Annotated in this window: 19 protein-coding genes; 9 read left to right on the top strand and 10 right to left on the bottom strand. The window is 33.2% G+C overall.

Annotated elements, in window-relative coordinates; genetic code table 11:
• Positions 1-187 precede the first annotated feature (187 nt).
• From UMM65_RS07960 to UMM65_RS07970, 3 genes are read right to left on the bottom strand one after another with little or no spacing between them, the layout of a single operon-like run.
• Positions 188-1,138, bottom strand: a complete 951-nt coding sequence (locus tag UMM65_RS07960) for a hypothetical protein (RefSeq protein WP_321975968.1) — start codon at positions 1,136-1,138, stop codon at positions 188-190.
• Positions 1,119-1,664, bottom strand: a complete 546-nt coding sequence (locus UMM65_RS07965; protein WP_321975969.1) for a hypothetical protein — start codon at positions 1,662-1,664, stop codon at positions 1,119-1,121. The genes UMM65_RS07960 and UMM65_RS07965 overlap by 20 nt, the downstream gene beginning before the upstream one ends.
• A complete protein-coding gene (locus UMM65_RS07970) occupies positions 1,657-2,205 on the bottom strand; it encodes an RNA polymerase sigma factor (RefSeq protein WP_321975970.1) in 549 nt (182 codons plus the stop codon). Before UMM65_RS07970 ends, UMM65_RS07965 begins: the two co-directional genes overlap by 8 nt.
• Positions 2,206-2,358: 153 nt before the next feature.
• Between UMM65_RS07970 and meaB the strand changes: the two genes are divergently transcribed.
• Positions 2,359-3,393 (top strand): methylmalonyl Co-A mutase-associated GTPase MeaB, encoded by a 1,035-nt coding sequence (meaB, locus tag UMM65_RS07975; protein ID WP_321975971.1) that lies wholly within the window; start codon positions 2,359-2,361, stop codon positions 3,391-3,393.
• On the opposite strand, the gene UMM65_RS07980 is transcribed toward meaB, so the two are convergent.
• Genes UMM65_RS07980 through UMM65_RS07990 form a run of 3 tightly spaced genes read right to left on the bottom strand, consistent with a single transcriptional unit; the run spans position 3,390 to position 6,082 of the window.
• Positions 3,390-4,490, bottom strand: coding sequence for a peptidylprolyl isomerase (locus tag UMM65_RS07980; protein ID WP_321975972.1), 1,101 nt, complete (start codon positions 4,488-4,490; stop codon positions 3,390-3,392). The two genes, meaB and UMM65_RS07980, sit on opposite strands and share 4 nt — an antisense overlap.
• A 10-nt stretch (positions 4,491-4,500) precedes the next feature.
• Positions 4,501-5,061, bottom strand: a complete 561-nt coding sequence (gene gldI, locus UMM65_RS07985) for a gliding motility-associated peptidyl-prolyl isomerase GldI (RefSeq protein ID WP_321975973.1) — start codon at positions 5,059-5,061, stop codon at positions 4,501-4,503.
• Positions 5,051-6,082 (bottom strand): DHH family phosphoesterase, encoded by a 1,032-nt coding sequence (locus tag UMM65_RS07990; RefSeq protein ID WP_321975974.1) that lies wholly within the window; start codon positions 6,080-6,082, stop codon positions 5,051-5,053. Before UMM65_RS07990 ends, gldI begins: the two co-directional genes overlap by 11 nt.
• Before the next feature lie 148 nt (positions 6,083-6,230).
• Here UMM65_RS07990 and UMM65_RS07995 point away from each other — a divergent pair, with 148 nt between their 5' ends.
• Positions 6,231-6,650, top strand: a complete 420-nt coding sequence (locus UMM65_RS07995) for a nucleoside-diphosphate kinase (protein ID WP_321975975.1) — start codon at positions 6,231-6,233, stop codon at positions 6,648-6,650.
• Positions 6,651-6,761: 111 nt separating this feature from the next.
• Here the strand turns inward: UMM65_RS07995 and UMM65_RS08000 are convergent, their stop codons facing one another.
• From UMM65_RS08000 to recF, 3 genes are all read right to left on the bottom strand, one after another.
• Positions 6,762-11,033, bottom strand: a complete 4,272-nt coding sequence (locus UMM65_RS08000; RefSeq protein ID WP_321975976.1) for a beta strand repeat-containing protein — start codon at positions 11,031-11,033, stop codon at positions 6,762-6,764.
• A gap of 69 nt (positions 11,034-11,102) precedes the next feature.
• Positions 11,103-11,402 (bottom strand): DciA family protein, encoded by a 300-nt coding sequence (locus UMM65_RS08005; RefSeq protein ID WP_321975977.1) that lies wholly within the window; start codon positions 11,400-11,402, stop codon positions 11,103-11,105.
• 3 nt (positions 11,403-11,405) lie between these two features.
• Positions 11,406-12,488, bottom strand: coding sequence for a DNA replication/repair protein RecF (recF, locus tag UMM65_RS08010; RefSeq protein ID WP_321975978.1), 1,083 nt, complete (start codon positions 12,486-12,488; stop codon positions 11,406-11,408).
• Positions 12,489-12,592: 104 nt separating this feature from the next.
• Here recF and UMM65_RS08015 point away from each other — a divergent pair, with 104 nt between their 5' ends.
• The 7 genes from UMM65_RS08015 to UMM65_RS08045 all read left to right on the top strand — a co-directional run bounded on the left by UMM65_RS08015 (position 12,593) and on the right by UMM65_RS08045 (position 18,741).
• Complete coding sequence (locus UMM65_RS08015) at positions 12,593-13,366, top strand: tetratricopeptide repeat protein (RefSeq protein WP_321975979.1); 774 nt, start codon at positions 12,593-12,595, stop codon at positions 13,364-13,366.
• A 6-nt stretch (positions 13,367-13,372) separates the two neighbouring features.
• A complete protein-coding gene (ribH, locus tag UMM65_RS08020) occupies positions 13,373-13,846 on the top strand; it encodes a 6,7-dimethyl-8-ribityllumazine synthase (RefSeq protein WP_321975980.1) in 474 nt (157 codons plus the stop codon).
• A gap of 114 nt (positions 13,847-13,960) precedes the next feature.
• A complete protein-coding gene (locus UMM65_RS08025) occupies positions 13,961-14,230 on the top strand; it encodes a riboflavin synthase subunit beta (RefSeq protein ID WP_321975981.1) in 270 nt (89 codons plus the stop codon).
• On the top strand, positions 14,231-16,057 hold the full coding sequence (mutL, locus tag UMM65_RS08030) for a DNA mismatch repair endonuclease MutL (protein ID WP_321975982.1): 1,827 nt from the start codon (positions 14,231-14,233) through the stop codon (positions 16,055-16,057). It begins immediately after the preceding gene.
• Between the two features lie 20 nt (positions 16,058-16,077).
• Positions 16,078-16,803 (top strand): rhomboid family intramembrane serine protease, encoded by a 726-nt coding sequence (locus UMM65_RS08035; protein WP_321975983.1) that lies wholly within the window; start codon positions 16,078-16,080, stop codon positions 16,801-16,803.
• Positions 16,804-16,822: 19 nt separating this feature from the next.
• Positions 16,823-17,677 (top strand): rhomboid family intramembrane serine protease, encoded by an 855-nt coding sequence (locus tag UMM65_RS08040; RefSeq protein WP_321975984.1) that lies wholly within the window; start codon positions 16,823-16,825, stop codon positions 17,675-17,677.
• Between the two features lie 17 nt (positions 17,678-17,694).
• On the top strand, positions 17,695-18,741 hold the full coding sequence (locus UMM65_RS08045) for an endonuclease/exonuclease/phosphatase family protein (protein WP_321975985.1): 1,047 nt from the start codon (positions 17,695-17,697) through the stop codon (positions 18,739-18,741).
• Between the two features lies 1 nt (position 18,742).
• Here the strand turns inward: UMM65_RS08045 and UMM65_RS08050 are convergent, their stop codons facing one another.
• Entirely contained in the window at positions 18,743-19,009 is a 267-nt protein-coding gene (locus UMM65_RS08050) for an antibiotic biosynthesis monooxygenase family protein (RefSeq protein ID WP_415859559.1), read from the bottom strand.
• Positions 19,010-19,136: the final 127 nt, after the last annotated feature.

Below are 19,136 nucleotides of genomic sequence, written 5' to 3' on the forward strand. Positions count from 1 at the left end.
TTGAGTCTATTTTCATTTTTTTCTTGTCGGCTGATACTAAAGCATCTCCTAAAGAAAAAAATAAAACTATCCTTCAAAATTTATTGAGTTTATAAAAATTCGTTTATTATCGACATCCCACTACACTAAAAAACCACTAAATTTTAGAAAATTTAGTGGTTATATTGAGTTAGATAATTTTAGAATATTAATTAGGAAAACTTAATGTACCGTATTTTACGTTCATTTTAAATTTGGCATCTTTTGGGGCTTTAATAATTATAGTTCTTTTTGCTTTTATTTTTTCTCTGTCTTCCAAAACTTTAAAAATAATATTGCGTTTTCTATCAACATCTTCTTTACGTTTTGCTAAATGCTTTTTTCTTAGCACAATTTGTTTTTCCCTTTGCTTAGCATGTTCTTTACTTTGTGCCAATTGCTTTTCCATTAATTCTTTACGCTGTTCTGCATGTTTTTTACGCTGTTCTGCCATTTTTTCCAGTTCAACTTTTAAGACCGCCTCGTTTTCTTTTACCTTTTCAGTATTCTTCTCCCATTTTATTTTATTTTTCTCTAAATTCTCCTCCATTTCTTTTTGCCATTTTTTTAAATAATCTTTGTCCTTTTTAAATTTCTCATAGTCAAATTTTGGAAAAGTGTTTTCAATATGAAACTCAACCATAGGGATATTTGGCATTTCTGGTGGTTCGGGAAAAACCATAATATCATTACTAAGCTCTATTAAATTATCCAACTCAATCTCAGGGAAATCAAAATGATAGTCTAAGTCATTATGGCCTTGCCCATTAATAATAACCCTGCCGCTATCATTGGATGAAAATAAATAATTAGAAGCACCACTGGATTTTGCAGAGATTTCTACTTCACTTTTATTTCCTACGGCTTTGAACTTCCAGTTGTCCAGCGTTCTTTCTGCTTGTACATCTTCAACTCCTTCCACTTCTATAATGGCCTCAACACTTACTTTGTTCTTGTTCCATGTTTCAATTTGAACATCTGTATTTCTGGTATTTACCTCAATAACAACGTCTTTGTTTGTGCTAAACTCTTCATTATAGGTTCTGCGATGGTTTTGAGCGATTAGATCAGTGCTGATAAATACGATTAATAGTGCTATTTTATATTGTATTCGTTTCATTTTGTAATGTTTTATTTGTTTTTAATTCTGTAAGTTTATCTTTCAATTCAAGTAGTAACTGCAAGCGTAATTGTAAATTATTTATTAAGGCATTTACCGTATTTTCATTAATTTCATCAGTAATCAATTTTTTACTTAACGCATTATATTCTTCTGATAATAAAGCCACTTTTTCTAAATAAGCATCTAATATTTCCTTATTATCTTCAGTTGCTTCAATACCCAACATTTCGTAGTTAATTGCCGTTATATAATTATTCTCAATCTGTTTTAATTCAGGGGAAATGGTGGCCAAATCAATTTTCTCATCAGGAATAGCGGTCTCAATACTATTATTTTGTATTAAAAAATATCCCACACTTATTAAAACCAAAATTGAAGCCGCTATTTTTAAAAAAATATAATTTTTTGCTTTTTTAGGCTCTAATTTTTGCAATCTGTTTTCAAAACGTTGCCTATGATTTAATGGTAATTCTAACTTTTCAGTTGAATTTTCTTTTAAAATATCTTTTATATCTTTAAGCATAATCTTTTTGTTTTAGCAATTCTTTCAATTTATTTTTAGCTCTAAATAATTGCGATCTAGAGGCTACTTCACTAATATTTAGTATCTGAGCAATTTCTTGATGATCGTAACCTTCCAATAAATATAACTTCAAAGTAATTTTATAATTTTCGGACAACTGTTCAATAGCATAATGAATTTGATCTATTGAAATAGAACTATGCACCTGCCAATTGTCCTCATCTGTTAATTGTAAATGGTTTTCATTAATTTCCACAATTTTCAGCTTCCTTCTTTTTAAATAATCCAAACATTGGTTAACCACTATTTTTTTTAACCATGCTCCAAAAGACACACTTTCATTAAATTGATTTAATTTTTGAAAAGCTTTAATAAACGATTCTTGCATCATATCTTCAGCTACAGCTTTATCTTTTGTAAAATTATATGCGGTTTTAAACATTGCATCACAATACAAATCATAAACTTGCATTTGAGCTTTTGAATTGTTGTTTTTGCATTTCTTAATTAAATCAGTATGCAAGTACTTGGTCTGGTTCATTCTAGCTAGCTATTTCTATTTTAAATACGACTAAAAAAATGTAGTGTTGCACTTTTCTTAAAATATTATTCTAAATTTACAATTATTCTTAATATTCAAATTTTCGTAGCTTAAAGGATGAATAAACCTCGAAAAGGAACAAAGAACTATCCAATGAAATCCAATAATCAAAAAGTTGTAAATAAAATCACATTGAAACGAGGAGAATTGCCTTCTACTGAGCTTTTTATCGAAAATATACTAAAAGGAAATATAAGTTACCTTAGTAGAGCCATCACCTTGGTGGAAAGCACAAAAAAAAGTCACCAAAAAATAGCTGCAGCTATTTTAAAAGGTTGTCTTTCCAATACTGATAACTCTATTAGAATTGGCATTACGGGAGTACCCGGAGTTGGTAAGAGTACTTTTATTGAAGCTTTTGGAACTTATGCCGCAGAGCAAGGTAAAAGAGTTGCCGTGTTAGCAGTTGACCCTAGCAGTTCTATAAGTAAGGGAAGTATTCTGGGTGATAAGACGAGAATGGAAAAATTGGTAAATAATCCTAATGTTTTTATAAGGCCTTCCCCTGCTGGGGAATCACTTGGCGGTGTGGCCAGAAAAACACGCGAAACTATTTTATTATGCGAAGCCGCAGGTTTTGATACTATAATTGTTGAGACTGTTGGTGTGGGACAATCAGAAACAGCGGTGCATTCCATGGTCGATTTTTTCTTATTGCTGAAATTGGCAGGGGCTGGTGATGAATTACAAGGTGTAAAACGGGGCATAATTGAAATGGCGGATGCTATTGTTATCAATAAAGCAGACGGTGATAATATTAAAAACGCTAAACTGGCAAAAACAGAATTTACCAGAGCCTTACATTTATACCCTCCAAAAGAGAGCAGTTGGCAACCTAAAGTTACCACTTGTAGTGCCTTAGAAAATAAGGGAATAAAAGAGGTTTGGGAACTTATTAGCAGCTATTTTGATTTAACTAAAACAAATAATCATTTTGAAACGTTGCGTAACGCACAGAATAAAAAGTGGGTTTTAGATACTATTGATGATGAGCTAAAAGAACAATTCTATAGCAGTCCTAACATTAAAAAATTACTAAAAGACGTTTTACTTAAAGTTGAAAACAACCAAATTACGGTTGTTGAAGCGGCTTCTAGGGTGCTCATCGCTTATAATAATAGAGATTAAGGTCTATCAACGATTTCCAATTCAAAAATTAAATCAGTATCAGGTGGTATTGGCCCACGGCCTTGTGTACCATACGCCAAATGCGAAGGGATAAAAAGCATCACTTTATCACCAACATTCATTTTTTGCAATCCTTCTTTAAACCCCGGTATTAATTCAGCATCCGGACTATAATCCATCTCTTTGGGACTATAACCTCCTCTGGCTTCTAATCTCGGATCGTACTTTAGAAAATGTTCAGCTATTTCTTTGTTATTTGTTGTAAATAATTCACCAGAAGTAAAATAGCCAGAATAATAAACATTTACTACGCCACCAGTTTTAGGTTTTTGACCTTCACCTTTTTTAATAAAATAAATTTTTAGGCCAGAATCTAAGCTATCCGCTTCTGATTCATATTTTTCTTTTAGACTTAAAAACTCAATTCTCGCTTTTTTGGCCATCTTATCATTTATTTCCGCTTCCTTCTCTAATTTTTTAAAATAATTACCAAATACTTTAGGAGCATTAAACTTTTTAGATTCGTTACCCACTCTGATAATCTCAATTTTATTTATTACATCTCCTTTCTCAATAGAATCAATTACTTGTAGCCCATCTATGGTATTTCCAAAAACCGTATGCACACCATCTAAATTGGGTGCTTCTCTCAGGGTGATAAAAAATTGGCTTCCATTGGTATCAAATCCACCATTGGCCATAGATAAAATCCCTTTTCTGTTGTGAGTTAATATCAAATCACCATTTTTATCAGTAGGAAATTCATCTTCAAATTGGTAACCTGGGCCACCTTCGCCAGTACCCTGAGGATCACCCCCCTGAATTACATAGTCTTTCTCCACCCTGTGGAATTTTAAACCATCATAAAAAGGTTTTTGTTTAAATCTCTTGGCCACATAGGGGTTGGTTCCTTCGGCCAATGAGACAAAATTGGCTACCGTAATTGGTGTGTTTTTATATTCTAGCTGTACTAAAATGTTACCTTTATCAGTTTGAATGTCAGCATATAATCCATCCTCTAAATCAGGGTAATTATTTGGTTTACATGAAGCAACTATAATTAGAACAATTAGAAATAGAACTTTAATTATTCTCATCTTAATAATTTTATGGATTGTTTTTGAGAACTTTATGTAAAGTAACCGTATAAATCAAAGGCTCGTTCGACTTGATTTTCTGATAGCCAGAATACCCGTAAGCTTTATGTGAGGGGAACAAAAAAGTAACTGTTTCTCCTTCCCTCATCAATTTTAATCCATCTTGCAAACCTGTAATTAGTTCCTGTTTATCGACTAGATAATTTTTTTCTCCTAACTCTTCTTTGGTATAAATAATCTCATTATTGATATCCTTTATTTGGTAGGTAAAAGTTACTTCATCTCCTGTTTTAGGTAATTGCGACCCCTCATCATTTTTAATATTGTAATAGTACCAAAAGCCACTTTCCGATGCAATATAATTATTTGTTGTATCGGATTTCATTAACTCCATAAAAGCATCTTCTTCTACTTTATTGATAATTTTGTTACGTTCAATGGATTCTTGTAAAAAAGAATAAGTTTTTTGAACTACGGGTTTTCTTGGTTGTGGGGTTGTACAGGCCAAGAAAAAGCACAAAAAACAAATTACTACTACCAAATTGGTGATGTTATTGATTTTAATATTCATAAGAATTTTCTAATTCGTTTTTATAATTTGGTAAAATCTCTAAAAATTGTTTAACGGTTTCTTGCAAAGAAACTTCGCTCCTGCCCCCAGCAGCGTTTACATGACCTCCACCGTTAAAGTGGTTGCGGGCAAAATCATTGACCGAGAAATTTCCTTTAGACCGTAAAGACATTTTAATAATATCTTGTTTTTGATCTTCAATAAATATAACGGCAAAAACAATACCCTCAACGGACAGACCATAATTTACAAACCCCTCGGTATCTCCTTTTTTAAAATCATAACTATTTAACTCCTGTTGTGAAATGGTAATATATGCCGTTCTATATTCTTGTAATACCTTTAAGTTACTTAATGCCGTACCTAATAATTGTAAACGGTTGAACGAGTTTGTATCGTATAATCGGTTATGTATTTTGGTATGGTCTATGCCAACATCCATTAATTTAGCGACAATCAAGTGCGTAATGCTTGAAGTTGCGGGATATTTAAAAGACCCCGTATCTGTTACAATACCTGTGTAAATACAAGATGCAATATTATTATCTATATTTTCTAAAACCTCCAATTTATCAAAAAAATGATAAATCATTTCGCTCGTAGATGCAATGGAAGGATCTGAAAACATATACTTTGCATAATCATCTGGTTGCTCATGGTGATCAATCATAATATATATCGGATTAATTTTCTCCAATACACTCTCCATTTGACTACCTACCCTATGCAAGGCATTAAAATCTAAGGTAAAAACAATTTCCGCGTCCTCTAATAACTTTGTAGCTTCATCAACATTTTCATCAAAAACAATTATTTTATCTTGATTAGGCAACCACTTTAAAAAATCAGGACAATCATTTGGAGAAACAACGGTAACTGTATGATTTCCCTTTATTAAGTAATGGTACAATGCCAAACTAGAGCCGTAAGCATCTCCGTCAGGATTTCTATGTGAAACAATAACTATGTTTTTGGGTTCAACTAAAAGCTGCTTTATTTCTTGTATTTCTTTACTATTCATCGATGGCGAATATACGATAATTTAGTATTTTGTTTAATCTATATACTGTATTTTCTGTCATTTTAGGTTTAAAACAAAAAGTATAAAGGAGTTTATTGTTTTTAATAAAACCACTACTTTTGCACTTCATTTAAAAGCAAAACTAAAAATGACAACAAACAGAACATTTACAATGCTTAAACCTGATTCCGTTGAAAAAGGGAATATAGGGGCAATTTTAGAAAAAATAAATGCTGCAGGTTTTAGGATAGTAGCAATGAAATTAACTCAAATGACAGATAACGATGCAAAAGCATTTTATGCCGTTCATAAAGAAAGACCATTTTATGGAGAATTGGTTGAGTATATGACCCGTGGTCCTATTGTAGCTGCCATTTTAGAGAAGTCTAATGCGGTGGAGGATTTTAGAGCTTTAATCGGAGCTACAAATCCTGAAGAAGCGGCAGAGGGCACAATTAGAAAATTATTTGCCACCTCTATAAGTGAAAACGCTGTGCACGGAAGTGATAGTGATGAAAATGCCGCCATAGAAGGAGCTTTTCATTTTTCTGGTAGAGAGATGTTTTAAACCTATCCCCAACCCCTTTCCTCGGGAAAGGGGCATAATATATCTTTAAAACAAAAAAATGCCTCGAAAATTCGAGGCATTATTAATTTCCACTTATTGCATTAAATACTATTAATATTTAATTGCTTTTTTACTGATTTCTGTTCCGTTTTCAAAAGTTGTATTTAAAATAAGTACTGTACCTTTTCTGATATTGTGGGTGTTAATTCTAAACTCACTCTCATTTGGCAGCATGTTTACTAATAGTCGACCCGTAATGTCATACATTTTAATTTGACTTACTACAGTATTTGATTTAACTAAAAGAGCATTTTCCTCGTTAACGACAACAAAGTTATTATTTAATTCTAAATCATCAACACCTAAGGTAGTTTTTGTAAATTGAAGGGTAAACCTATTATCGTAACTTCCTGTTGCAGCAGTAAAGTTATACGCACCTTGTTTTAAATCATGTATTACATTTAGTTCATTGTCAAATAAATAAATATCATTATTTCTTAAAGACTCCCCTTCAAAACGATGTATACTTATAGTGTAGGTTATCGAGGCATCTTCTATGTAGGTATTAAATGCCAAAGGTACTTTCTTATCTACACTAAAACTACTTAAACCTTGAATACCATATTTCAACGTATCAATTTTTGAATATAGGTTTATATGTCCTTCACTTATTTTAATACCATCATAAACTCTATCAAAACCATCCGTAGCATCTTCTACAAAACCAACTAAAATTTGACTAAAGGCTCCACCTTCACTGCTCTCTGCATTTAACCATATTCTATCTCTTTCTTCTGCTGAAGATTTTTTAGTATCTACACCTCTAAAAAATTGAGTATTTTGACCTTTAACACGCATACCATCGGTAAATGAAACTTTTTGTATTGTAGAATTTGTCTGTACCATAAAACCTTGTCCCGAACCTATAATTCCGTTAGGTATTGGACCTGATGGATCAGATGGTGCTGGTAAACCACCTGTAATTGGCCCACCAGATAAACCTCCTAATAAATTATAAGAAGCATAGTCGTCATTGGTGTATTGTTCTCCTGTTGGATTTTGATTATTTGGTGTTTTGTGTGTCCAAAACCAAAGTGTACCGTTAATCGAAATTGCATTATTACCATCATTAATAAATTCTATTGCGTCTATTGCCGACGGATATGGATTACCTACTAAATTCAAGTCATCATTTGGGTTACCATTATTATTGAAAATAACATCATTATCACTAGCATCTAAATCAACTGAACCATTATTAGGTGTACCTGAAAAAGAAACTGTAGCTTTAAAATTAGCTGGATAAGGATCACTCTGAGGTGATTGTGAAATATAGCCCTTTCCTGGTTTCATGGTAAGACCTGTTGCGGAAAGCCATTCGCCCAATGCTTCACTACCACCGTGATCGTTTACATTGGGTGCTAATTGATCCCAATAAAATAATCTTGTTTGCTGATAAGTAGGTGCTGCAAAAACTGTTGATATATTTGCATTTTCTACTGGAGAAGACCAAAAGGTGTAATCATCGCTATCATTCAAAGTGGTTGTGGTTTCCAATTTGGTTATTGATCCTGTAACCGAAACAGGATCAGTACCTGGATTTAAAACGTTTACAGAGTATAGTGATTCTTGATCCCCAATAGTGAACGTACCATTTATTATTAAGTTATCGTTTACCTCAACATAATTTGAAGTTCCACTGTTAAAATTGAGGTTTCCATTAATGGTTAGATTACATGCCCCAAAAGATCCGTCAGTAGCATTATAAGTACCATTGATAATTGCATTTCTAGTTCTGCCAGGTGTACCATTGCTCCAAGAAGTTGTCCAAACAGTTATACCTAAGAGCTGTGTACCTAAAGCTATATTACTATCAGGATCAGCAGCATTTACCTCATCCAAAAACAATTCAATAAAATCATTTTGATCAAAAACCAATGATGGTTGCTGTGTAGTACCACAGCCCTTAATCAAACTCTTATTAAGACCCCAGTTAGGTGGAAACCCTGATGGAGGAGGTACTACCCCCACAATATCAATTCTGTCATTATAAGAATTTGTACCTGTTGAAGTGGAAATCAAAATAACATCATTACCTGTAAAATTACACACCGTTGTGGGTATTGTATGTGCAGATCCTAAATTTCCAGCTGCAGGTAAAGCTGGAGCTCCACCACCTATATCATTATAAAAAAGAATGACTTCCCCTGGTAATATAGCACCCCCTGCACCACTTATACCTACACTCTGAGCAGGGGCAGTTGTGTTGATAACGCCTTGTCTAGTACCTGTATTAGTATATAAGCACAAATTATAAACACCAGCGGTAATTGTTTGAGTTGAAATATTTTTAACTTCAATCCATTGATCATTACCCTCACCCTCATAATATTGAGTTATCATTAAAGGACTACCCGTATTTCCATCTATAGCAGTACCTGAAATGGCAAAGGTATAAGGGTTTTCATCCGCATCGTCATTAGCAATCGTAACAAGTGCATTTCTTGTTGTTAAGGCAGCTCCAGTAGGATCGAATGTTATGTTAAATGTAGTACTACTACTTGCCACAATAGGGCTTGTAGGAACAGTTACCAACGTGAAATCAGCCGCGTCTATTCCCGTAATAGTAACGTAAGGACTCGGATCAGTTAAATTCAAATCTAAAGTCCCATTATTTTCGATAGTAAACGTATGGGTTACACTTCCTGTGGATACATCAACTGAACCAAAATCAGTGTCATTGGTTATACTAGTCGTAACATCTCCATCATTTATTGGATTTCCTAAACCTGTAACATCCATTTCTACACCAACGGCGGTACCAATACCTCCAATATTGAAAGTGTAGGGATTCTCATCCGGATCGTTACTTGTAATAGATATTTCAACCGTTTGAGCACCTGCAACACTTGGGTTAAAAGTAACATCAAATGTTGTTGTTCCTGCTGGAGGGACTGAAAATGCTGGATTGGTCGCTGAGAAATCTGAAGTGCCTGTTCCTAAATCATTTATACCTGGTGGCAAACTAACAAATAACGTTGAAGCTCCCGTATTATTAATAGTAAATTGTCGAGCAACAGGTGTACCAACTGGGGTTGAACCGAAATCAGTATCATCAGATGCACTTATCGCTGTTTGACCATCAACTATTATGGTACCATTGCCCGTTATTTCTATATCAGGATTTACAGGTGTTATACCTGTACCACCCACATTAAATGTATATGGGCTCTCATCGACATCACTACTAGTTACTGATATTTCTACGGATTGAGCACCTGCAACACTTGGGTTAAAAGTAACATCAAATGTAGTCGATCCAGCAGCTGGCACTGAAAATGCAGGATTAGTTGTTGAAAAATCTGATGTGCCAGTTCCTAAGTCATTTATATTTGGGGGGGTGCTGATAAATAATGCTGAAGTCCCAGTATTATTAATTGTAAATTGACGTGTAACTGGTATACCAACTGGGGTTGAACCGAAATCAGTATCATCAGATGCACTTATCGCTGTTTGACCATCAACTATTATGGTACCATTGCCCGTTATTTCAATATCTGGACCAATAGGTAAAGTTCCTGTTCCACCAATATTAAATGTGTATGGGCTTTCATCTGGATCATTACTGGTAATTGACATTTCAACCGTCTGGGCACCAGCAACAGTTGGATTAAACGTTACATCAAATGTTGTCGTTCCCGCTGCCGGAACAGAAAAAGCAGGATTTGTTGTTGAGAAATCTGAGGTGCCAGTTCCTAAATCATTTATACTAGGTGGTAAACTGATAAATAAAGTAGCAGTCCCAGTATTATTAATTGTATATTGCTTTGTTACTGGTGTACCAATAGTTGCTGTTCCGAAATTAGTATCATCAGTAGTACTAATGGCAGTTTGTCCATCAACAATTATGGTACCATTTCCGGTTATTTCTGCATCAGGAGCAATTGGTAACGTACCCGTACCGCCAATATTAAATGTGTAAGGACTTTCGTCAGGGTCACTACTGGTTACAGATATTTCAACACTCTGAACACCAGCCACACTTGGATCGAATGTAACATCGAATGTTGTTGATCCCGCTGCAGGCACAGAAAAAGAAGGGCTTGTAGTAGAAAAATCTGCTGTACCTGTACCTAAATCATTTATACTAGGTGGTAAGCTGATAAATAAGGTTGATGTACCAGTGTTGTTAATTGTAAATTGATTTGTGACTGGTGTACCTACAGTAGTAGTTCCATAATCCGTATCATCAGCGGTACTTATAGCAGTCTGTCCATCGACTATAACGGTACCATTTCCAACAATCTCAATATCTTCCTGTGCTTGAATTACTCCAAGAGCAAAAAACAGCAAAGTTAGTGTACATAGTAATTTTTTCATCATTTTTTTATTAGTGTTAGCGTCTTTAGAGACTTTTTCTTAATCCGCAAATATACAAATTATACATTAATGCTATATTAACTTAACGCTTTTTATTAACATTTTATTTAACTTTTCATTTAAAAGTTTAACTATTTTTTCTTTTCCGTAACTTAATTCCTCTCTCAGAACGGAAGAAGTGAGTTTTATGTATAAAACACCATTCTTAAACTGTATATCGTTAGTGTAACTGGCCACACCGCTACCCATTACCTCTGCCCAAGCTTCTTTTACCAAAACTAAATCTATGCCCTTTTGCAATTTATTTTCTTGCAAAACAGTTGACATTACGTCTTTTATCGATAAAAACTCGTTATTTCTTCTGTTACTCATAATCTAATTCAATTCAAACATTTTATAAGGCTGTTCGGTCTTTTTTATTACATTTTCTGTTCTTTCCGCATGGGTATCGGTTATAAATATCTGCCCGAAATTATCGTCGTTTACCAAATCTACAATTTTTGACACTCTATTTTCGTCTAATTTATCAAAAATATCGTCCAAAAGCAAAATTGGTGTCTTTTTTGAATGTATTTTTACAAAATCGAACTCTGCCAATTTTAAAGCAATTAAATACGTTTTCTGTTGTCCTTGCGAACCAAACTTCTTTATAGGGTAACCCTCTATCGAATATAACAAGTCATCACGGTGTATTCCTACCGAAGTATATTGCAAAACCCTATCTTTTTCTAAACTTTTTTTCAAAAGTGCATCAAAATCTTTTTTTTCTAGTTGACTTTTATATTCAAAACTTACCTTTTTATCCTCGTTACTGATGTGTGTGTATCTTTTTTTGAAGATAGGAGCAAAATTTTCTGAAAATATTTTTCTTTTTTGATAAATTTTATCACCAAAATCAATTAGCTGTTTGTTATAAACGTCAATGTTCAAGGCATCAAATGTGTGGTTGGAAGCGAAATATTTCAACAAGGCATTCCGTTGAGAAAGCACTTTATTGTAACTTATTAAATCTTGTAAATAGGCTTTATCTGACTGAGCTATGACGCTGTCCATAAATTTTCTTCTGACATCGCTACCTTCACTAATTAAATTAGTATCGTTAGGGGAAATAATAACCACTGGAATCAACCCAATATGCTCAGAAAGCTTTTCATATTCCTTTCCATTACGCTTTACAATCTTTTTCTGCCCTTTCTTAACACTACAGTTAATTAGTTCTTCTTTTTTATCAAGATCAAAAACGCCTTCAACAACAAAAAAATCTTTGTGGTGCTGAATATTTTGAACCGCAATACTATTAAAGTAACCTTTGGTAAAAGCTAAATGATAAATGGCATCCAACACATTGGTTTTACCCACACCGTTATTGCCCACAAAGCAATTTATTTTTGTGTTGAATTCAAAAGCTTCTGCCTCAAAATTTTTATAATTAACTAAGCTTATTTTTTTTAAATGCATGCTTTATTTACGGTTCAATGCAAAAAAACGAAATTTAGATCAATAAATAGGAATATTATATCATAAAAAATTATATTTTTGCACCCACAAATTTTGACATAGAAATGGCAACATATAAGAAAAGAGGAGGTAAAGCGAATAAAGACAAAATCTCTAAAATTGAAGAAGAAAGTACAACGGCAGAAGTATTTAATACTTTAGATGAAACTGCTTCAAAATCCGAAAAATGGGTCGAAAAAAACAGTAAGCCACTAATGATCGGCTTAGTAGCGGTTGCAGCTATTATTTTAGGATATTTGGCTTATAACAAGTTTGTTATTGAACCCAAAGGTATAGATGCCGCAAATGAATTGGCGTACCCAAAGAGCTTTTTTGACCAAGCAGAATCGGGATCGGCCACAGTTGCTGTTGATTCGTTATACAATTTAGCCCTTAACGGTGCCGATGGAAAATACGGATTAATAGATATTATTGATAACTATGGCAATACCGATGCTGGTAATTTAGCCAAATATATGGCTGGTATTTCATATTTAAAAACCAGCGAATACGAAAAAGCCATTAAGCTTTTAAGTGATTTTTCTACCGATGATGAAATTTTAGGAGCTATTGCAGAAGGTAATATTGGTGATGCCTTTTCTCAAGTAAACCAACCTGAAGATGCCATGGAGCATTACATAAAAGCCGCCAATTTTAAAAGCAACGAATTTACCACTCCTTTATATTTGTTCAAAGCTGGCAATATTGCGATGGATATGGGAAATTATAAAAAAGCAGAAGAATTATTTGCCAAAATAAAAAATGAATATCCCAATTCTGATGAAGGAGCTAAAATTGATATTTATTTAAACAGGGCAAGATTATCCGCTCAAAATTAAGCCTTTATGGCAACCACAAACTTATCAGATTACGATAAATCAACTATTCCTAATGCTGAAAATTTAAAATTTGGCATTGTTGTCTCTGAATGGAATTCTTCTATTACCGAAAATCTTTATCAAGGTGCGGTTGATACTTTATTGGATAATGGTGCGTCAAAAAATAACATTACACGATTAAACGTGCCTGGGAGCTTTGAGTTGGTTTACGGAAGTAAACACCTATTAAAACAAAGACAATTCGATGCTATAATTGCCATAGGATGTGTAATACAAGGTGAAACCAAACATTTTGATTTTGTTTGCGAAGCTGTTTCGCAGGGGATTAAAGATTTGAACATCCAGTTTGATATTCCCACTATTTTTTGTGTGCTAACTGACAATACCATGCAGCAGTCTATTGACAGATCAGGAGGAAAGCACGGAAATAAAGGTGTAGAATGTGCTGTTGCCGCTATTAAAATGGCGACCTTGGCATAGATTTAACAAGTAATTTCTAAAATATTTTTTGATTGCCCCTAATAATTTCTGTAAATTTGGTTTTGGTTTAGTTTTTGGTGTAATTAAACTAAATTTTAATTAAAATTATTAGTTATGGGATTTTTAAAACGCACAAATAAAAAATTTGAATACACCCCTAGATATTATAAAGGAGAGGGCAATCCTTATAAAATAGAGCATAAATTTGATGAATTTAGAACAACCGTTGGTAAAAAAAATCTGAAGGCAAAATTCAGTCACGCTTTTGAAGAAACAAAAAACTCAAAAGGTGTCAACAAAACAATTTTAATTATCATCGCTATTTTAGTATTTATTTTTCTATACATTATAGATTTTGATTTGTCCATTTTTCAACTGAAATAAATGTCAGATATTATTCAACTACTTCCAGATCATGTTGCCAATCAGATTGCTGCCGGCGAAGTGGTTCAACGTCCCGCATCCGTAGTCAAAGAATTGCTTGAAAATGCTATTGACGCTGGTGCTACGGAAATAAAATTACTCATTAAAGATGCTGGTAAAACCTTGGTACAGGTTATTGACAATGGTAAAGGGATGAGCACAACCGATGCCCGATTGTCCTTTGAACGTCACGCCACTTCAAAAATAAGAACGGCAGAAGATCTTTTTAATCTAAGTACCAAAGGTTTTAGGGGTGAAGCATTAGCCTCTATTGCCGCCATTGCCCATGTTGAAGTAAAAACAAAACAATCAGACCAAGAGTTGGGCACACATATAAAAATTGAAGGTAGTACCATTCAAAATCAAGATGTTATTGCCACCCCAACTGGTACTAGTATTGCTGTGAAAAATTTGTTTTTTAATATTCCCGCCCGTAGAAATTTTCTGAAGTCTAACTCCGTAGAATTGCGTCATATTAAGGATGAGTTTTATCGTGTAGCCCTTACACACCCTTCAATTGCATTTGACTTTTACAGTAATGAAAGTGAAATACTGAATTTAAACAGCAGTAATTTACGACAACGTATTGTTGCCGTTTTTGGAAAAAAAATAAACGAAAAATTAGTCCCTATCCAAGAACATACAGATATTATAACCATAGACGGATTTGTTTCAAAACCCGAATTTGCCAAGAAAAAAAGAGGGGAGCAATTTTTCTTTGTAAATAATAGATTTATAAAAAACGGTTATTTACATCATTCCGTTATCAATGCTTTTGATCAATTGTTGCCTACAGGTCACCATCCCTCCTATTTTTTATATTTGAGCGTACCTCCAAATACAATTGATATTAATATTCATCCCACAAAAACAGAAATTAAATTTGATAATGAACAAGCTCTATACCAAATTTTACGATCTACCATTAAGCATAGCTTAGGGCAATATAATGTAGCCCCAGTGTTAGATTTTAACAGAGATGAAACTTTGGATGTGCCGTATTCTTTTAAAGATAAAACATCGGTTGCTACACCAAAAATAAAAGTTAACCCCAGTTTTAATCCTTTTGAAAGTGAAGTTTCCACTAAATCTTTTCAAAAACCAAAAGCCGCTCAATGGGAGTCTTTATATACCGGTACGGAAACTGCCGTGGACGTTCAACAAATTGAAGTGGAAGCAGAAGTGGTCAATCAAGAGTTATTTGAGACTTCAGAAAATGAAGTGAAATCAAAAACACATCAGGTACATAAAAAATATATTTTAAGTGTAATTAAATCGGGCGTGGTATATATCAATCAAAACTTGGCACATCAGCGTATATTATATGAAGAATTGTTGACAAAAATGACTGTTGAGGATACTTCCAGCCAGCAATTATTATTTCCATTAACCTTGGTGTTTAATAAGGAAGATATTGCTCTTTGTAAAGAAATCAGATCAGATTTAGAAAGTGTTGGGTTTCAATTTTCCAGCATTGAAAATGATACGATTACTTTAGATGGCATTCCGGTAAATGTTAATCAAAATAACGTACAAGGGCTATTTGAAGAACTATTTGAAGACATAAAAAATGAAATACCCAATTCTAGTTTTAGCCAATTGGACACCATTGCCAAGAGTTTAGCAAGAAGCTTGGCCATTAAAAACGGAACAAAATTGAACAGTAAAGAACAAGAAGAGCTTTTAGAACAATTATTTTCTTGTAAGGAACCTAATCAATCGCCTTTTGGCAAAAAAACCTTCATTACCCTTTCTTCTGAAGAAATTCAACTTAAATTTGACAATTAAAATCCTAATAAATAATAGCAATGGGAAGAATTACGGATACCGTTAAGCACATCATTATTATTAATGTGCTACTTTATTTAGTGGCGAAATTTGCTTATCCACCATTACAGGATTTATTTGCTTTACATTTTCCTGAAAACCCAAATTTTGGTTTATGGCAGTACATAACACATATGTTTATGCACAGTCAGCAATCGTTAATGCATATTGCATTTAATATGCTTGGTGTTTATATGTTTGGCAGCCCCTTAGAACAACTTTGGGGCCGAAATAAATTTTTATTCTTTTATTTCTCAGCTGGTATTGGTGCCGCCCTTATCTATACTGGTGTAAATTATATTCAGTATAACATGGCAATTCAAGAATTACTTCAATTGGGAATAACTAATAGTCAAATTTCAGATTTGATGATAAACGGAAATCCTAATAAAAATAAAGCACTTTTCACTGCGATGAAAATATTTCATACCCCTGCCGTTGGTGCTTCTGGTGCACTTTACGGTATTTTAGTGGCATTTGGTATGAAATTCCCTAATGCAAAATTAGCATTAATATTTTTTCCTGTACCCATAGCTGCCAAATATTTTATTCCCGTATTGATTGGATTAGATCTATTCTCTGGTTTTACTGGATATTCAATTTTCGGGGCAGGTATTGCCCATTTTGCTCATGTTGGTGGTGCTATTGTAGGGTTAATAATTGTGTTGTTTTGGAAACAAAACCAGTTTAAACGATGGGATAAATAAAAGTTAAAAAATAAAAAAATTGAACAGCATAAAAGATAAAATAGTATATAAAATAAAAACTGCAACTATTGCGGAACAGATTATTTATGCCACTATAGTTGTATTTGTGATAACATTGCTTTTTAGGGTTTTTTCTACTTTTATGGAATGGAATGATAATTTGTTTGTAAATTGGTTTGCTTTGCCCGCTGGTTTCGAGCAATTTTTAACAAAACCCTGGACAATAGTCACTTATGGTTTTTTACATGCGGATTTTTTACACATTCTATTTAATCTTATACTATTATATTATATTGGTAATTTATTTTTAGATTTCTTTTCAAAACGCGATTTTCTGATTTATTATCTATCGGGAATTGTTGTTGGTGGCATCATTTATTTGACAAGCTATAATTTTTTTCCCGCTTTAAAAGGGAGTAATTCCGTTTTATTAGGTGCTTCCGCTGGCGTAACCGCTATTTTAGTCGGTTTAGCCACTAAGATACCCAATTATGCCATCCACTTAAGGTTTATCGGAGCTATAAAATTGTGGTATATTGCAGTAGGTATGATTTTGATAGATGTTATACAATTGCCCATAAGTAATACTGGTGGGCATTTGGCACATTTGGGCGGAGCACTGATCGGTTTCTTGTTGACCAATCAAACCAATCAAGGAAAAAGTTTTAGTAATCTGTTCGGTTTTATTTTTAAGTCTAAAAAAGAGAAACCACTTAAAACAGTTTATAAAAACCCCAATCCACAAAAAAAGACAAAAGCGTCATCAACTCAACAACAAAAAATAGATGCTATATTAGACAAAATAAGCAAATCGGGCTATGAAGCTCTAACACAAGAAGAGAAAGATTTTCTTTTTAAGATCGGTAAAAATTAATCTAGTAATTCAAAACCTTGAAAAAACTATCTTTTTTTAATAAAATAATATTTATTGTTAACACGCTGTTTGCAATAGGGCTGGTATTTTCATTTTTTTTGCCAAACCTTTCCCCAAATAGTTTTGGAATTATTTCATTGTTAAGCTTGTTGGTTCCCGTTCTAATTATTGGCAATGTTCTTTTTGTTCTGTACTGGATTTTAATAGGATTTAAAAAACAGTTGCTACAATCGTTCTTAATTTTAATATTAAGCTATTTTTTAATTCCGCAATTGTATAAATTTGATGATAACACTACTAAAGAAGCTGATTCTATAAGTATAATGAGTTTTAATGTCAGAAAGTTTAACATGTACAAATGGATAAATGTAAATAGTATCGAAACTAAAATAAAACAATTTATTACCGAAGAAAATCCTGATGTTTTGGCCTTACAAGAATTTAGAACAATAAAAAACTTTAAATTAGATTATCCATATTTTAGCAATCCGCCTACTTGGGACTATACCGACCCAATAAAACTAAAAAACAATCGGGTAGGTTTAGCTATGTATTCAAAATACCCCATTATAAACGAAGGTATAATTAGACACACCAAGACTTTATCATCATCTATGTTTATAGATATTGTTAAAAATAAAGACACTATTAGAGTTTACACTTTTCATCTGGCTTCTTTGGGGATAATTCCCGACGCAAACTATTTTGGGCATGATGATTCAGAAAAATTAGTAAAAAAAGTACGTCAGTCCTTTAAAGTTCAACAGCAGCAAATTGACACTTTGAACAAACACGTAAAATCTTGCAAGTACAAGGTTATATTGGCCGGTGATTTAAATAACACAGCCTATTCATGGGCTTATAAAAATGTTAGAAACGATTTTCAAGATTCTTTTTTAGTGGCCGGCAAAGGTTTTGGCACTACATATAAGTTTAAAAGATTTCCGTTTCGGATAGATTATATTTTTGCCGATAAAAATTTCAAAATCAATGCTCATAAAAATTATGATGTTAAACTTTCAGATCATTATCCTATCAAAGCAACGTTAGAACTTGTAAAATGAGCTATTTCATAAACTCATAATCCCTTTCCACTTTGCATATCCTTACTTTAAAATTTTTATACCAGATAGCTCTGCCTTTATTTCTGGCTTCTGTATGCTCAATGTGCATTTTCCAATTTTTAATAGCTTCTAAACTTTCCCAATAGGAAACTGTAATGCCCAATTCATTTCTGGCAGATTCAATTCCTAAAAACCCTTTTTGCTCGGCTGCCAGAGCTACCATTTTTTCTGACATGGCTGCATATCCGTTGTCCTTATGAGTTCTCAAGGAAGTAATACCATTTCTGATTTAAAAATACTCAAAAAATGTTTTAGTGTATAATTGATAACTGGTGATAGATTTTATAAGTTCAGGAGTTAGTTGGTTTACCATCTCAGTAATTTTATCTTGTAGC

It is taken from the genome of Aureibaculum koreense (genome assembly GCF_034296135.1).
In the GTDB taxonomy this organism is placed as follows: Bacteria; Bacteroidota; Bacteroidia; order Flavobacteriales; family Flavobacteriaceae; genus Aureibaculum.

Excerpts from the sequence above, each read along its gene's own strand:
- UMM65_RS07960 (WP_321975968.1), bottom strand. The coding sequence starts at position 1,138 with ATGAAACGAATACAATATAAAATAGCACTATTAATCGTATTTATCAGC.
- UMM65_RS07965 (WP_321975969.1), bottom strand. The coding sequence starts at position 1,664 with ATGCTTAAAGATATAAAAGATATTTTAAAAGAAAATTCAACTGAAAAG.
- UMM65_RS07970 (WP_321975970.1), bottom strand. The coding sequence starts at position 2,205 with ATGAACCAGACCAAGTACTTGCATACTGATTTAATTAAGAAATGCAAA.
- meaB (WP_321975971.1), top strand. The coding sequence starts at position 2,359 with ATGAAATCCAATAATCAAAAAGTTGTAAATAAAATCACATTGAAACGA.
- UMM65_RS07980 (WP_321975972.1), bottom strand. The coding sequence starts at position 4,490 with ATGAGAATAATTAAAGTTCTATTTCTAATTGTTCTAATTATAGTTGCT.
- gldI (WP_321975973.1), bottom strand. The coding sequence starts at position 5,061 with ATGAATATTAAAATCAATAACATCACCAATTTGGTAGTAGTAATTTGT.
- UMM65_RS07990 (WP_321975974.1), bottom strand. The coding sequence starts at position 6,082 with ATGAATAGTAAAGAAATACAAGAAATAAAGCAGCTTTTAGTTGAACCC.
- UMM65_RS07995 (WP_321975975.1), top strand. The coding sequence starts at position 6,231 with ATGACAACAAACAGAACATTTACAATGCTTAAACCTGATTCCGTTGAA.
- UMM65_RS08000 (WP_321975976.1), bottom strand. The coding sequence starts at position 11,033 with ATGATGAAAAAATTACTATGTACACTAACTTTGCTGTTTTTTGCTCTT.
- UMM65_RS08005 (WP_321975977.1), bottom strand. The coding sequence starts at position 11,402 with ATGAGTAACAGAAGAAATAACGAGTTTTTATCGATAAAAGACGTAATG.
- recF (WP_321975978.1), bottom strand. The coding sequence starts at position 12,488 with ATGCATTTAAAAAAAATAAGCTTAGTTAATTATAAAAATTTTGAGGCA.
- UMM65_RS08015 (WP_321975979.1), top strand. The coding sequence starts at position 12,593 with ATGGCAACATATAAGAAAAGAGGAGGTAAAGCGAATAAAGACAAAATC.
- ribH (WP_321975980.1), top strand. The coding sequence starts at position 13,373 with ATGGCAACCACAAACTTATCAGATTACGATAAATCAACTATTCCTAAT.
- UMM65_RS08025 (WP_321975981.1), top strand. The coding sequence starts at position 13,961 with ATGGGATTTTTAAAACGCACAAATAAAAAATTTGAATACACCCCTAGA.
- mutL (WP_321975982.1), top strand. The coding sequence starts at position 14,231 with ATGTCAGATATTATTCAACTACTTCCAGATCATGTTGCCAATCAGATT.
- UMM65_RS08035 (WP_321975983.1), top strand. The coding sequence starts at position 16,078 with ATGGGAAGAATTACGGATACCGTTAAGCACATCATTATTATTAATGTG.